Genomic DNA, 15,759 nt, shown 5'->3' with positions numbered 1-15,759 from the left:
CCTGAGTGCAGACAGTGTTCAATATTTCCTTGTCGGTTCAACTTCTGCAGCAACTTCTGCGGGGAATACCTTTTCATCAACATAGTTGATCTTTTCGACTTTCTCGCCCTTTTCGAGTTTTTGGATCAACTGAGCTACCCTTGGTCCATGCAATGGGTTACATTCACAGGCACAGTTCAGATCTCCGGCCTTCATTGCTTCAAAAGCAGCACGGACAGCATCAAAGGAAACAATGATGATCTTGCCGTTTGGACCACAGGTCTTTCCTGCAGCTTTGATTGCGTCGATGGCACCAAATGACATATTGTCGTTTTCACTGATGACTACATCGATATCATCATACTTTTTCAGGAACGATTCCATGACTTCCTGGCCTTTTGCTTGGGTGAATTCACCAGTCTGACGAGCAAGCATGTGCCAGTTCGAGTGTTTTGCAAGCTCTTCTGCGAAACCTTCGGTCCGTCCTACTTGGGCTGAAGAACCGATGGTTCCCTGTAAAGTGACAATATTGATACTGTCATTGCTTCTACCTTGTTTATCAAGATATGAGGCAAGCCACTTACCGGCATCTTCACCTTCCTTCTTGAAGTTTCCGCCTACCCAGCAAGTATAAAGTGAATCATCAGATACTTTTACCATACGGTCTGACAGAATGACCGGAATACCTGCATCTTTTGCTTCTTTCAGTACTGTATCCCATCCTGTTTCTACGACAGGAGCCAATACGATATAATCGACGTCCTGCTGGATGAAGCTTCTGATCGCCTTGATTTGGTTTTCCTGTTTCTGCTGTGCATCATCAAAAATCAGTTTGTAACCATTGGCTTCGGTGAATGTCGTCTTGAAGGATTCAGTATTAGCTGTTCTCCAATCTGATTCTGCTCCGACCTGTGCATATCCGACGACTATCAGGTCTTTTTGCCCCGAAGTAGTCCCAGCTGCAGTTTCTTGGGTGCCGTTTGCGAAAAGCATACCGGCTGAAAGCAGTATGCTGAGAAACAATACAGTCTTTTTCATTGCGTATCTCCTTTTTTATGCTAGTATTGTATGCTACAAATTTTGATAAAGATACGGATGATTTTATCCAATATGATGATTTTTTTTGGATATGATTGATTTTGTGGTTGAAAAAAATGAAAAAAAGTTGATTATTTTCATTTTGCGTGTTCGTTAACATCATCCTTGGATTGTTCTTTCGGAAGCTTTACATATACGGTAGTTCCCTTTCCGAGGGTACTTTCAAGGGTCAGTCCATATGTTTGTCCATAATTAAGCCTGAGCCGTTGGTGTACATTGTACAATCCGAAGGTTCTTTTCCCTGCGGGGACCTTTGATTCCAAAGAATCCTGCAGTTCCTGGAGTTTTTCCTTATCCATGCCGATACCGTCATCACGGACCATAAGGAGAATATCTCCTTGGTCATCTTCATGTCCTGTTATGATGATGTGTCCGACACCCCTACGTTGCTTGATGCCATGGTAGAGTGCATTCTCGACCAAGGGTTGAAGTGTCAGCTTGACGATCAGATAATTCATCAGAGTCCGATCTACTGTTATGGAAAATTGCATGATATCCTGGTAACGTACCTGTTGGATTTCCAGATATGACTGTACATGTCTGATTTCATCTTTGATAAGGATCTTTGGTTTTCCTTCAGACAAGGAAGTCCTGAAGAAATCCGACAACCGTTCAATCAACATGACGGCATCTTCTGGCATTTTACTTTCTACCAGAGCTACGATGGTATCCAAGGTGTTATAAAGAAAATGGGGATTTATCTGTGATTGGTACAGCTGGAGTTCTGTCAACCTGAGCTGTTCCTGTTCTTGCTTTGTTTTTTCCAATAGCCGTTCGATTTCCCTTGACATGTGGTTGATTGATGAAGAAAGAACGGCAACTTCATAATCGTATTTCTCATCTTGGACGTTGATGAATTCTCCTTTTGCTATTTCTCCTGTCGCATCACAGATGTCTTCGATAGGTTTGAGTACACTTTCTGCAATATCCTTGTTTATTCGCTGCAGACGGAACAGAAGGGTAAAATAGAACAATAGTCCAGCTACGATCATTACCAATAAGGTCCGCATCAGATTCTGCCTGACCAATTCCAGATGTGCTGCTTCATAGTAGACATACTCATGGACTTGGCTTGTAATCAACTCTGTCAGAATGTATACATTGAGTTCCAGGAAATTCATATTTTCATCATAATGGCCTTTTTCCTTTACCCTTTGGTTGATTGTATCTGCCATGCCCTTGAGACTGTCCAACCTGGAAATAATGTTTTTCAGTCTGGTCCTGTTTGCTTTGTCTTTGGTCATTTTCTGAAGCTTCAGCATATTCTGCTTCATGTTGCTGATGGTAATATAGGGATCCTTTATATCTTTGTCGAATGTCGTATCCCATGAATTTGCGGAACCAATGACCGTCCTATACAAAGCATAGTCTACATCATGCTTGAATGTAAGGATGTATTCGTTTGCCGTAGTAATATTGAGCACGATCTGATTGTAGGCATTGCCTATATATACCAAGAAAATCAGCAGCAGGATGACGAGCAGGGAAAAGGGTATTACCGATTGTTCAAAATAATACTTGAGTCTGTGACTCAAGGAGTTCTTGGTCATACGGTTGTTCTTTTTCATTGGCTTTTCCTTGTCCTGTAACCACGTGGTGAAAGTCCTGTATATTTTTTAAACATATGACTGAAATAATGTGGATCCTGATAGCCTATGGCAATGGCAATTTCACTTGAACGCATATCAGTAGAAAGGAGCAATTCAATTGCCTTTTCCATTTTGAGCTTTGTGAGATATTCAGTAAAAGTCTCGCCTGTTTCATTGCTGAAAAGGGTGGAAAGGTAATTTGGACTGATACCCATTTCGTCTGCTACATAGTTCAGTGCCATTTGCTTGCTGTTGTAATGTCCTTCCATGAACCTCTTTGTATTTTCGATGAGCGTGCTGTGTGTGCTGTGGGAAACGGAATCACGTAATTGCAAGGTCTGCCTTAGCAATTCAGATAAGCAGGATGCAAGTTTTTGCCTTGAACATCCCTGTAGCCGTGCTATATCCAAAGGCTTGAGATCTGCTTTTGTATAACCGATACGACAAAGAAAGTCACTGCAACAGAAGTATGTATCCATCATCAGATAGTGTCTGAAATCAAGGGAATCAAGGGAGATGTCATCAAATTTCTGCAGATAATCCGTAATGAAAGGGCCTTCTTCTTCTTGTTGCCCAAGTTGTAGGAAACGTTCAATGATGGTTCTGTCTATATTGTCACTGTCCAAACGGAACAATGGAATGGTTCCTAGTTTTTCTTCAGGATTGCCGACGGCATCATAGCTTTCGATGATATTGTCTCTGTCGATAAAGAAACGGGAGGCAAAAGCCTTGCTTGCTTTTTGATATGATTGAGAAATTTCAGTGAGACGTTTTACTGCAGGTCCTACTGCTCCGAAATATGTCAAACCTTCATTCTGGTCAAGATAATTGCAAAGCAGGTCATGCTCTTTTTTCCACTCTGACGGTTCGAAGTTGATGCAAAGGATTCCAAGGCCTTCCGCACCTCGGTCAAAAGTTATCCATCCGTCAGGGAGCGGGAGATGTTGTTCCAATTCATTTATTTTCTGTTCGTTTTCCAAGTTGCTTTCCCTGAAGGTCATCTTGAGAAGAAGTATGGCATATTGGGTACCTACCAGATCCAGGTCCAGATCCTTTGCCTTGTCCAAAAGTTGCTGGAATGTGTAGATGTTGGAGATCAGTTTGGCAAAGAAGTTGTTTCGTGAAGCAGTTTTCCGTTCTGCTTTTTCAGCTTTGTAAGTTTCTAACAATCTGGAATTTTCCCGTTCGTTTTCAATATCCCATGCTATATCCTGAAGACGGGAAATGAGTTTTTCTGTTGTGATAGGCTTGAGGATGTAATCTGTAACACCGATGCTTATGGCTTTCTTTGCAAAGTCAAAGTCCTTGTATCCTGTTAGCAGCAGGATTTTTGTTTTCGGTAGTTTTTTCTTGACCAGTTCTGATAGCTGCAGTCCGTCAAGGAAAGGCATCTTGATGTCAGTGATGAGTATATCTGGTTTTTTTGCAAGGACAAGCGGCAGTGCCAGTTCTCCGTCTGCAGCTGCTCCGAGAAATTCAAAACCTTCACTTTCCCAATCTATGTTCTTGCTGATGCTACGACGTATGATCAGCTCATCCTCAGCCAAAAAGATACTGATGGCCATTATGTGATTCCTCCCTTTTGCTTTCATCATATCCAACAATCCGTGAGGAAGCTAGAAAATTCTTATATTTGTGGGACAATTATCTTTGACAATTGAAAGTTTACTATGTTTGTTTTATATAGTGACTAAAAATATAAGGAACCGATAAAAATTGACACATGGTATATAAAAACTTATAATCACTCGTTGGAGGAAAAGATGAGAAAAAGTTTGGTTTGTCTTGTCTGTGTGAGTGCATTGGTCGCTCCGATATTTGCGCAAGGAGCTCAGGAGAGCTCGAACGAAGGTTCCAAGGAACTGGTTGTATATGCCAGTGTCGATGAAGAAAACTCGGCGAAATTATTCAAGGCTTTTACAGCCGATACCGGTATTGAGGTGAAATCAGTCCATCTGTCGAGCGGGCCTGCGTTGGCAAGGATTCAGGCTGAAGCAGGAAGGCCTCAGGCCGATGTGTGGTTCGGTGCTCCCAGTGAAAATCATATTTCGGCAAAAGATGCAGGTCTGACCATACAATATAAGAGTGCTGAACTTGATGCTCTTGGCGCCAACTTCAAGGATCCTGATGGGTATTGGCGCTGTATCTATATGAATCCCCTTTGCTTTGGCATCAATACACAGGCACTTGCGAAAGCTAGTGCAACGATGCCTGCTTCCTGGGAAGATTTGACGAAACCTGAATACAAAGGTCTTATTCAGGCACCGACTCCGCAGTCAAGCGGTACGGCAAAGACTGAAGTCTATGGATTGTGCGAAATCTATGGCGAAGACAATGCAATGGCTTATATGGCAAAGTTGAACAAGAATATACAGACATATACCTCTTCAGGAACTGGCCCTTCAAAGGGTGTTAATGTCGGTGACTGTGCCATCGGTATCCAGTTTACTCCTGCATTCTTCCAATTCATCAGCCAGGGACTTCCTGTCAAAGTCGTATTCCCGAAGGAAGGCGTTCCAGCAGAAGCTCCTGCGGTATCTATTCTCAAGGGAGCAAAGAACCTGAAGGCTGCACAGACATTTGTTGATTGGATGACTGGACAGAAAGGACAGGATGCCCTTTCAGAGCAACAGACTTTCTTCTATCCTGTACTTGCTTCGGCAAAATTGGCTGAAGGTATGCCTGCTTTTGATTCACTTAAGATTATTCCTTACGATACTGATTATTACAGTGAGAACTCTGAACGTTTGGTGACCAGATGGGTCAATGAAGTTCTGACTGCAAAGTAATAGGGCTGCAGATTCTATGTGGTGGTGGGGATGTCTCACCACCGATTTTTTTCTAGGTTGACATATGAATACGACAAAACTGAAAAACGATTGGAAAGAAACAAAGATGCTTGCCAAGGATCCTTTGTTGCTGTGTGTCGTACTGCTGATTTTCTTGGGTTTGATTCTTTTTATCATTTACCCTCTGGCAAAGGTCTGTGTCGTGGCTTTCAGATCCAATGGTAGGTTTTCCGTGAAGAATTTCACTGAAGCTTTTGGATTCTGGTACTATCGGCAAGCTTTTGTCAATTCGATAATCGTCGGTGCACTTACGGCAATCATAGGGACTTTTGTCGGTTTTATCTTTGCATATTCAATTTCCCGTGCAAATATTCCCGGGAAGAAATTCTTCAATATCATTGCAACGATACCTATTGTCAGTCCTCCTTTCATCGGAGCGTTGGCAATCATCATGCTCTTTGGGAGAAACGGTTTCATTTCAAGTGTCCTGCTCGGTATGAAGAATGCGAACATCTATGGATTCAAAGGATTGCTGTTTGCCCAGGTCATTACTTTTTTCCCCGTTGCATATATTACGCTCCAGGGAGTCTTGGAATCTATTTCTCCGACTCTTGAGGATGCTGCAATGGATCTTGGCGGAAGCAGATTTACAATATTCCGCAAGGTGACATTGCCTCTGGCAGTTCCTGGGATTGCAAGTGCCATGCTGGTGCTTTTTGTAGAGTCCTTGGCTGATTTCGGTAATCCGATGATCCTTGCAGGCAGTGAATTCCCGATTCTCTCCGTGCAGGCATATCTGGAGATTACCGGTATGTATAACCTTGGCAAAGGCGCGGCATTGGCATTTGTACTGCTTGTTCCTTCTTTGTCAGCTTATTTCTTTCAGAAATATTGGGTAAGCAAAAAACAGTATATCACAGTAACAGGGAAACCCACATCTTCGAGCAACAGCGTAGTCAGTGAAGGTGCACGGAGAGTTCTGTTTGCCGTCTGCATCCTGATTGCTGCAGTGGTTCTTATGATCTATGTTTCAATCATCTATGGGGCTATTGCTACCAGTTGGGGCAATGATCCGACACCGACGCTGAAGCATTTCAAATATGTATTCCAGGTAGGCTTCGATTCTGTAAAGGATACGCTTGTCATTGCAGGGCTGTCGACGCCGATCAGTGGTGTCCTTGGAATGGTCATTGCTTTCCTTGTCGTCAGGAAACGCTTTTTGGGTCGCAGGCTCATGGAAGCCAGTTCAATGCTCAGCTTTGCCGTACCTGGGACGGTCATCGGTATCGGTTATATCCTGGCCTTTAATAAACCACCTCTATATCTCACAGGGACTTTGTTGATCCTGCTGCTGAATTTTATTTTCAGGTATATTCCCGTAGGTATCCAAGGAGGAGTTGCCGTACTTGGACAGATTGATCCTTCGATAGAAGAAGCTGCCGTGGACCTTGGGGCAGATGCGAACATAACTTTCAGGAAAATTACATTGCCGTTGATGGTACCTGCTTTTTTCTCTGGTCTGATTTATGCCTTTGTGCGGGGTATGACGGCAATCAGTGCTGCTATTTTCCTTGTTTCTGCAAACTGGAACCTGATGACCGTGCAGATCATGAGCCAGGTAGAAAGCGGCAGGATCGGTGCAGCAGCAGCTTTTTCGGTGATATTGGTAGGTATCATCTTGGTTTCCATGGCAATTATCCAGACTATCCTTCGGTTGAAATATCATACGAAGACATCCCTGTTGGCCCGTTGATGAGGAGAAGAAACGATGAGTGTACGACTTGAACATATAACAAAGGTATTTACCGACCAAGATGACCATACAAAGAAATTCACTGCGGTGAGCGATGTCAATATTGAGATAAGGGAAGGAGAAATGGTGACATTCCTTGGTCCGTCCGGTTGTGGAAAAACTACGACACTGAGAATGATCAGTGGTTTTGAACGACCGACGGAAGGCAATGTCTATATTGATGGAGAACTTGTCAATGATATTCCTGCAAACAAGAGGAATACTTCCATGGTATTCCAGTCCTATGCTATTTTTCCTCATATGAGCGTAAGGGACAATATTGGATTCGGACTTGAATTGAAGCATCACAAGAAGAGTGAAATCGCGAAAGAGGTTGACGAAATCATGCATACCATGGGCCTCACTGACCTAGGTAATCGTCAGCCTAACCAGTTGTCAGGAGGTCAGCAGCAACGCGTTGCCCTGGCCAGGGCAATTGTGAACAAACCCCATGTGCTTTTGTTTGATGAACCGTTGTCAAATCTGGATGCCAAGCTAAGGGAACAGATGCGGACTGAGATTCGGCGAATCCAGAAGAAATTTGGTATTACGAGCATCTATGTCACACATGATCAAATTGAGGCAATGACGGTCAGTGACCGTATTATGATCATGGACAAGGGTATCATGCAGCAGATAGGTACACCTATTGAAGTATATTCAAAGCCGGCAAACCATTTTGTTGCAAATTTCATAGGACGGGCAAATTTCCTTCAGTCACATGTCTTTGAGAAACAAGGAGATGGTGTCGTGCTGGAATTGTCTGGGAAACATCTCTTTTTCCCATCTGCCTTGGAAGGGTTGAAAGAAGGGGATGCTGCCGAAGTGGTTATTCGTCCTGAAGGCCTTGAACTGAATGCAACCAAGGAATCTTTGTTCCAAGGTACGGTAACCAGTGCTGTTTACCTTGGTGCAACGATGGAATATGAAATCAAATTGGACGATTTGGACATTATGATTTTTGCAGTATCAAACAATCCCATAAAAGAAGGTTTCTTCAAGGAAGGAGATAGGATCCATATCGGATTCGATCCTGTAAGTGCCTATGTGATCAGGCCCTGACACGATCAGGTCAGACTGCATTCTTAGTGTATTGCAATTGACTTTTGACAAAGCCTATCCCAAATTCATCTTGGGATAGGCTATTGGTATGGATTGCTGCCTTGTCGTTCTGTTCCGATGATATGTACCTTTGGATTATTAGCCAGATGTGAAGGAAACTAGAAAATATTGGAATATCAGGTTGCGGGTTCATGAAAACGGTTGTAATATTAATTATCTTATACCTAAGGATTATATATGGTATTTGCGCACAGACGTGATGACGGAAAGCTGGAACAACTAGGTGAACATTTGTATTCTGTTGCATCACGATGTGCTTCCTTTGCTGATTATTTCGGAGCAAGGGAGTGGGGAGCCTATATCGGTAGATTCCATGACCTTGGAAAGAATACCGCAGGTTTTCAGCATCGTTTGCTTGAAGATGGAGAGAAGGTAGATCATTCAACAGCTGGCGCACAAGCTGTCTGTGAAAATACAGGAGATAGTTTGATTCCTGCCTATTGTATTGCCTGTCATCATTCCGGACTTTTGAATGGTGGGACAAAAGCTGATGTCGCCGGATCATCAACCTTGTCTGGAAGGATGAAGAAAGAGTGCCTGCCTTTGCTTTCAAGTGATTACTCTCCAAAACCAGGTGACCAACCGATTCATAATCCTTCTATTTCTCCTTTGTGTACATCCTTTGTTTCTCCGGCGTTTGCAATGGTTGTCCGTATGCTTTTTTCCTGTCTGGTTGATGCTGATTTTCTTTCTACCGAAGAATTCATGCAACCGGATTGTAACCGACGAAGTATGGATGATTATGATTTTTCCATATGTAGCCGAAAGCTCGAAGCTTGTTATCGTTCTTTCTCTCAAGGTAAAGATGAATTGAACCGGCTACGGACTGGCATAGCTGAGCAATGTAGGAAACAGGGAGAAAAAGGAGAAGGCGGTATTTATTCTCTCTATGTCCCTACGGGGACTGGCAAGACATTGGCATCAATGAATTTTGCCCTTGCCCATCTTCAGGCAACAAAAAAAAGACGGATTATCTATGTAATTCCGTTTACGTCAATCATAGAACAGAATGCGCAGGTATTTCGAAATCTGTTCGGTGAAGATGTCGTCTTAGAACATCACTGCAATGTAGATTATCAAACCGATGGTGATGAAGTTTCATTCTTGCAACTGGCTTCTGAAAATTGGGATATGCCGATTGTCGTGACAACTAACGTACAGTTTTTTGATTCATTGTTTACAAATAAAGTTTCCAAATCCAGGAAGCTTCATAATATTGTGGACAGTGTGATTATCTTTGATGAAGTCCAGATGCTTCCGACAACTTATCTTGTTCCTTGTATGTATGCAGTTGCTGAATTAGTCAAGAATTATTCATGCAGTGTCCTTTTCTGCAGTGCAACACAGCCACCCTTTTCACATTTTTTACAAAAATTTTCCATACCGATTACTCAAGTGATCGGAGATAGCACCAGGATATTCCAGACCTTGCGACGCGTAACATATAATGATGAGGGGCAATTGACCGATGTGCAGCTTGTTTCCCGATTTGTTTCAGAAACACAAGTCCTGTGCATCGTTAACTCAAAGAAACATGCAAAGCATCTGTTTGAGCTGGCAAGAAAGAATTATCCAAACAGCAAATGCTTTTATCTTACTACGAATATGTGTGCAGTCCATCGTTCGATGAGACTTGATGAAATCCGTAAGTGCCTTTCAGCTGGAGTTTCTTGCATCGTCATATCGACATCACTGATTGAAGCCGGTGTAGATATTGATTTTCCTCGTGTGTTCAGAGAACTTACAGGAGTCGATAGCATCGTACAATCGGCAGGGAGATGCAACAGGGAGGGAAAACGGGCTTCCGGCAAGAGCATCGTCAGTATTTTCGAAGCTGATGAAAAAGAATCCGGGTCGATACCCAGGCAAATCAGGCAACAGGCTGCCATTACCAAGATGATCTTGGCAAACTATGGATGTGATTTCAACAATCCTGAATTGGTTTCTCAGTATTATACGCGGCTCTATGCTGCCCGTGGGGAAGAAAACTTTGATGCAAAAGGAATCATGAAATTACTGAGCAGTTCACCCAGTGCCATGCCCTTTGAGAAGATTGCAGAAGCCTTTTCCCTTATTGATGACAATGGTACGCCTGTATTCATTCCTTTTGATGCTACTGCCAGACTTATAATTGAAGATATCCGAAGTGGCTGGTATGCACGTTCAGAGTTGCGAAAATTACAGAGATACAGTGTAAATGTCCATCATTGGCAACTTGAAGAACTTCAGAAAGAGCATGCGGTCATGTTGCTGGGCGATAACCTTTGTATCCTTGAAGATCCCTCAAGATATTCACAGGATACGGGACTTGAAATAGGAAATCAAGGAAATGCATTTTTTGATTGTTAGGAGGTAACGATGGGATATGGAGTAAAAGTAGAAGTTTGGGGTGACTATGCTTTGTTTAGTCGGCCCGAACTGAAAGTTGAACGATTTTCCTATGAGGTGATGACTCCTTCAGCAGCAAAGGGAATACTCAAAGCCATTTATTGGCATCCGGGGGTTGAGTGGATCATAGATAGAATAGTTGTCAGAAAGCCTATCAAATTCACAACGATAAAACGAAATGAAGTCAAGAGCAAGATTTCTGCCAAGAACGTCATATCTGCTATGGACAGGACTGACAAGGTACTTGCTCTCTATACGGGAAATGATATAGCCCAAAGGTCCTCGACGTTATTGCAGGATGTCCGTTATGTCATTGAGGCTCATTTTGAATTGGGCAAGGATTGCGGTAAAGACGATACGCCTGAGAAAATCTACAATATCGTCAGCCGTCGGATAAGAAAAGGGCAATGTTATTATCAACCATATTTGGGATGCCGTGAATTCAGTGCTTGTTTCGGAGAACCGCCGGAAACATATGCACCCCTTGAACATCAGACCCGTCAGTTGGGATTGATGCTGTATGATATGGATTTCTCCGATCCGAATGATATTTCTCCTTGTTTTTTCAATGCTGTGCTCAAGGACGGCGTCTTGGATGTCCGGGATTGTGAGGTGCTCAGATGATAAAAGCACTTGTAGGACAATATGAGAGAATGCTTCCTGATGGAATGTTGCCTAGGTTCGGATGGTCGAAAGAAAAAGTTGCAGGAGCCTTGTCTTTGTCATTGACGGGGCAGCTTCAGGGGATTGTTCCTTTGTTTGACCAGGTCACCAGAGGGAAAAAGACCTATGAAGCACCTCGGCAGATGGAAGTTCCGGTACATACGGCTGTTGCGTCAGGTGTACATGCATTTCCGCTTTGCCATAATGCAAAGTATCTTCTTGGATTATGTGATGTAAGCAAAGAGGAAGCTGACCATGAAAAAGCTATGGCAACTGATAGTTCACAGCAGGACCTTGAAAAAATTCAGGGACAGATTGCGAAAGATAAGGCAAGGACCTTGCTTTGCTTCCAAGCGTCAAAAGAGTTGCATGAAAAACTTCTGAAATCTTCATCAAGTCCTGAAGCAAAAGCAATACTGGCTTTTTTTGCCAGTTGGCATCCTGGTGAGGTTCCTGAATATCTGTTGGAACAACTCGGTAAGGACCAGATGACTTATAACCTTGTCTTTTGGGTTGATGGAAAACCTGTCTTGGACAATCCGGAAATCTGCAGGTTGTGTGATGACTATACACAGGCACATGCCTCGGAAGAAAAAAAGCTTTGTCTGGTAACCGGTAACGTAGCCCCTGTTGCAAGACTGCATGGAAAGATAAAAGGAATCAAGGGAGCACAGTCTTCCGGTGCTTCTTTGGTTGCATTCAATTCACTTTCCTTTGAGTCCTATGGTCATGTGAATGACCAAGGTCTGAATGCCCCTGTCAGTGAATATGCGTCCTTTGCCTATACGACGATGCTCAACTATTTTCTGACACAGGATAAATATCATATGCAGAAAGGCGATGCTGCGTATGTGTTTTGGTCAGAATCGACAAGCAAGAAAAATATCTGTGAGGATATTTTCAAGGCTGCATTGGATGATCAGACGGATGAAGGTGAATTGCTGCAGGACGTCATGACAAAAATTGCAGAAGGTAATCCGGTTTCTCAGGATATAGATCTGCATACGAATTTCCATATTATGTGTCTTGTACCGAACAATGCAAGGATTTCTGTCCGATTGTATTACAAGAATACCTTCGGTGCTTTGCTGGAAGCTCTCTATGCCCATTACCGACGGATGGAGATTGTCAGACCTACATATCAGACATGGCAGTATGTTCCCTTGTATTTTTTGCTTAGGGAAACCGTACGTCCTGGTTCAAAGGATACTGCGCCTTCGGTTTTATCCAGTAGCCTGTTGTCTGCAATCCTTACCGGAGGGACGTATCCTGAGGCTCTGTTTGAACAGATTATGCTTCGGGTAAGGGCAAACACGGGGAGAAATAAGGTAACGCCTGACCAAGCGGCAATTATCAAAGGATTTTTATTGAGAAATAGATCAAATCAAATATCCAAGGAGGAATTATCTGTGTCATTGAATACTGAAAGCAAAAATGTGCCTTACTGTCTTGGCCGTGTATTTTCTGTTTTGGAACAAATCCAAGAATCGGCAAATCCCGGAATCAAGGCGACGATCAAGGACCGTTATTTCAATGGGGCTTGTGCAACCCCAGCGGTTATCTTTCCTTTGCTTATGAAATTAAGCAATGCCCATCTCAAGAAATTGGATGATCGGCAAAGAATCTTTTTTAATCGGTCCTTACAAGAAATTTTGGCAAATATCGATGCATTTCCAACACGGTTGACCCTTACGGACCAAGGTATGTTTGTCTTGGGATATTATCATCAGACTCAAAAACGTTTTGAGAAAAAGAATACTGAGGAAGAGGAGAAGGAAGTATGAGTGAAGTAATCAAGAACAGGTATGATTTTGTGATATTGTTTGATGTCGAAAATGGTAATCCGAATGGAGATCCTGATTCTGGCAATATGCCTAGGGTAGATCCGGAAACAGGCCTTGGTTTGGTGACTGATGTTTGCTTGAAGAGAAAGATACGAAATTATGTTGAGACAAAAAAAGAAGGTGAAAAGGGATATCAGATTTATATCAATCAAGGGACACCGTTGAACGATAGCGATGCACGGGCATTGGAGTATATCAAAGACAATGCTATTGCTGATAAGGACAAGGATACGGTTGCTCGAGATTTCATGTGCAGCAATTTCTATGATATCAGGACTTTTGGTGCTGTGATGACGACTTTTGTCAAGCAAAATCTCAACTGTGGCCAGATTCGGGGACCTGTACAATTGACTTTTGCCAGAAGCATTGATCCTGTGATTCCTCAGGAAATTACAATAACCAGGATAGCTATTACTACTGCAAAAGATGCTGAAAAAAAGAAAACCGAGATGGGGAAAAAGTACATTATTCCTTATGCCCTGTATCGTGCAGAAGGTTACGTTTCTGCAAATCTTGCAAGGAAATATACGGGGTTTTCAGAAGCAGATCTTGAACTTTTGTGGGACTCAATTATAAATATGTTTGAAAATGACCATTCAGCGGCCAGGGGAAAGATGGCTTGTCGAAAGCTGATTGTATTCAAGCATGCAAGTGAATTGGGCTGTGCGCCTTCCTACGAGCTTTTTGACAGGATCAAGGTCCAAAAGAAAGCTGATGTCGTTGCTCCTCGTTCTTATCAGGATTATGAAGTGTCCGTCAATACAGATGCTCTTCCTGATGGAGTTGATTGCATCAGGAAACTTTAATGTACAGTGAAGATGATTTCTTGCAGTTATCAGGGATCCAGCACTATTTGTTTTGCAAACGGCAATGGTGTTTGATCCATATTGAAAAACTGTGGACAGAAAATTATCTGACAACAAGTGGCATGTTATTCCATGAACGGGCTCATGATAAGTCCGTTCATGAATTGCGTGGTGATGTTTTGACTATCCGGGATCTGGATATTGCTTCAACGAGTTTGGGGATTTCTGGCAAATGTGATGTCGTGGAATTTCATCGTACGACTGTAAAGAATGGTGTGGCACTTCCTGGGTATGAAGGGAGTTGGCAAGTTGTTCCTGTCGAGTATAAGCGTGGCAGACAAAAAATAAATGATGCTGACAGGTATCAGGTTGTTGCCCAAGCACTTTGCCTGGAAGAAATGTTTTCTTGTCAGGTACCGATATGTTATTTGTATTATGGACAGACAAGGAAAAGAGAGGAAATCAAAGTTGCTTGTTTCAGAGAACGTGTGGAACTATGTTTTGAGGAAATGCATGCCATGTACACAAAGGGGGAAACGGTAAGATCTCCGCAGACAAAATCTTGTTCTGCCTGTTCTCTATATGATTATTGTCTACCTTCCTTTGCAAAAAAGAAGGTCAAAGTTTACTTGCAAAAAGAATTGTCTGAGGATGGGCTTTCATGAAGAAACTGTTGAATACGTTGTTTGTCCTGACTGACTCGAGTTATCTGAAACTTGAAGGTGAAGATATTGTCGTTGAACAGGATGGCACTGTTGTCGGTAAATATCCATTGCATATTTTTGAGTCAATTTTTTGTTTTTCTTATGCGGGAGCGACTCCTGCACTTATTGGTAAATGTTGCCAGGCAGGTATATCTGTCAGTTTTTTCTCACCTTCTGGGAAATTTCTTTATTCAGCTTTTGGAGGCGAAAGTGGAAATGTCCTGCTTCGGCATGCACAATATCGTTTGTCTGATGATGATGACCGATGTTTGATACTTGCAAGAAATACTGTAGCCGCAAAACTTCATAACAGTCGCTGGACCTTGGAACGCTATATAAGGGATCATGAGGCTCAAGTTGATGTTGAAGCACTCAGACTTGTTTCTACAAATTTAAAAAAGAATACTGCAGTTGTTCAGCAATGTGTAGATAAAGAAAGCCTTTTGGGAATTGAAGGAGACTGTGCTCGTCAATATTTCGGTGTATTTGATCAGATGATATTGGATGATTCATTTCATTTTTCGGGTAGAAATCGTCGGCCTCCGCAGGATGAAATCAATGCTCTTTTATCTTTTGGATATACACTTCTTGGTTTGGATTACAAAAGTGGTCTTGTCGCTGCAGGGGTGGATCCGTTTGTGGGATACTATCATGTTCTGCGTTCCGGCAGATATGCCTTGGCACTTGATCTTGTTGAAGAATTACGATCACCGTTTGTTGATCGTTTTGTTCTTACGCTTGTAAATAAACATTACATTGATCATGCTGATTTTTCCCATGAGGAAAATGGTGTAACCTTACTGAGTGAAACAGGCCGAAAAAAATTTCTATCGAATTGGCAAGAACGAAAGAAAAAGGAAATTTTACATCCCTTTATACAAGAAAAAATCCCATGGGGTTTGGTACCATATGTACAAGCCTTGCTCTTTGCAAGATATGTTCGTAGTGATATTGACGGCTATCCCGTGTTTCTGTGGAAGTAAGA

General features: G+C 42.5%; 12 protein-coding genes. 9 read left to right on the top strand and 3 right to left on the bottom strand.

Annotated elements, in window-relative coordinates:
- Window positions 1-18: 18 nt before the first annotated feature.
- The 3 genes from LKE40_08880 to LKE40_08870 form a co-directional block, all read right to left on the bottom strand.
- On the bottom strand, window positions 19-1,017 hold the full coding sequence (locus LKE40_08880) for an ABC transporter substrate-binding protein (protein MCH3917562.1): 999 nt from the start codon (window positions 1,015-1,017) through the stop codon (window positions 19-21).
- Between the two features lie 137 nt (window positions 1,018-1,154).
- Window positions 1,155-2,645 (bottom strand): sensor histidine kinase, encoded by a 1,491-nt coding sequence (locus tag LKE40_08875; protein ID MCH3917561.1) that lies wholly within the window; start codon window positions 2,643-2,645, stop codon window positions 1,155-1,157.
- Entirely contained in the window at window positions 2,642-4,231 is a 1,590-nt protein-coding gene (locus tag LKE40_08870; protein ID MCH3917560.1) for a helix-turn-helix domain-containing protein, read from the bottom strand. The genes LKE40_08875 and LKE40_08870 overlap by 4 nt, the downstream gene beginning before the upstream one ends.
- Before the next feature lie 198 nt (window positions 4,232-4,429).
- Here LKE40_08870 and LKE40_08865 point away from each other — a divergent pair, with 198 nt between their 5' ends.
- The 9 genes from LKE40_08865 (at window position 4,430) to cas1c (ending at window position 15,757) form a co-directional block, all read left to right on the top strand.
- Window positions 4,430-5,455, top strand: a complete 1,026-nt coding sequence (locus LKE40_08865; protein ID MCH3917559.1) for an ABC transporter substrate-binding protein — start codon at window positions 4,430-4,432, stop codon at window positions 5,453-5,455.
- A 64-nt stretch (window positions 5,456-5,519) separates the two neighbouring features.
- A complete protein-coding gene (locus LKE40_08860) occupies window positions 5,520-7,208 on the top strand; it encodes an iron ABC transporter permease (GenBank protein MCH3917558.1) in 1,689 nt (562 codons plus the stop codon).
- A gap of 15 nt (window positions 7,209-7,223) precedes the next feature.
- On the top strand, window positions 7,224-8,309 hold the full coding sequence (locus tag LKE40_08855) for an ABC transporter ATP-binding protein (protein MCH3917557.1): 1,086 nt from the start codon (window positions 7,224-7,226) through the stop codon (window positions 8,307-8,309).
- Between the two features lie 237 nt (window positions 8,310-8,546).
- A complete protein-coding gene (gene cas3, locus LKE40_08850; GenBank protein ID MCH3917556.1) occupies window positions 8,547-10,718 on the top strand; it encodes a CRISPR-associated helicase Cas3' in 2,172 nt (723 codons plus the stop codon).
- A 9-nt stretch (window positions 10,719-10,727) separates the two neighbouring features.
- Window positions 10,728-11,381: a type I-C CRISPR-associated protein Cas5c gene (cas5c, locus tag LKE40_08845; GenBank protein MCH3917555.1), complete on the top strand. Its 654-nt coding sequence runs from the start codon at window positions 10,728-10,730 to the stop codon at window positions 11,379-11,381.
- A complete protein-coding gene (cas8c, locus tag LKE40_08840) occupies window positions 11,378-13,204 on the top strand; it encodes a type I-C CRISPR-associated protein Cas8c/Csd1 (GenBank protein ID MCH3917554.1) in 1,827 nt (608 codons plus the stop codon). The genes cas5c and cas8c overlap by 4 nt, the downstream gene beginning before the upstream one ends.
- Window positions 13,201-14,070 carry a type I-C CRISPR-associated protein Cas7/Csd2 gene (gene cas7c / locus LKE40_08835; protein ID MCH3917553.1) on the top strand — a complete coding sequence of 290 codons (870 nt, stop codon included), beginning with the start codon at window positions 13,201-13,203 and terminating at the stop codon, window positions 14,068-14,070. Before cas8c ends, cas7c begins: the two co-directional genes overlap by 4 nt.
- On the top strand, window positions 14,070-14,735 hold the full coding sequence (cas4, locus tag LKE40_08830) for a CRISPR-associated protein Cas4 (protein MCH3917552.1): 666 nt from the start codon (window positions 14,070-14,072) through the stop codon (window positions 14,733-14,735). Before cas7c ends, cas4 begins: the two co-directional genes overlap by 1 nt.
- Complete coding sequence (gene cas1c / locus LKE40_08825; GenBank protein MCH3917551.1) at window positions 14,732-15,757, top strand: type I-C CRISPR-associated endonuclease Cas1c; 1,026 nt, start codon at window positions 14,732-14,734, stop codon at window positions 15,755-15,757. The genes cas4 and cas1c overlap by 4 nt, the downstream gene beginning before the upstream one ends.
- Window positions 15,758-15,759: the final 2 nt, after the last annotated feature.

It is taken from the genome of Spirochaetia bacterium (assembly GCA_022482625.1).
Lineage (GTDB): Bacteria > Spirochaetota > Spirochaetia > Sphaerochaetales > Sphaerochaetaceae > Pleomorphochaeta.
Note: the sequence above shows the minus strand (reverse complement) of the source record. Positions and strands in the feature narration are given on the sequence as shown.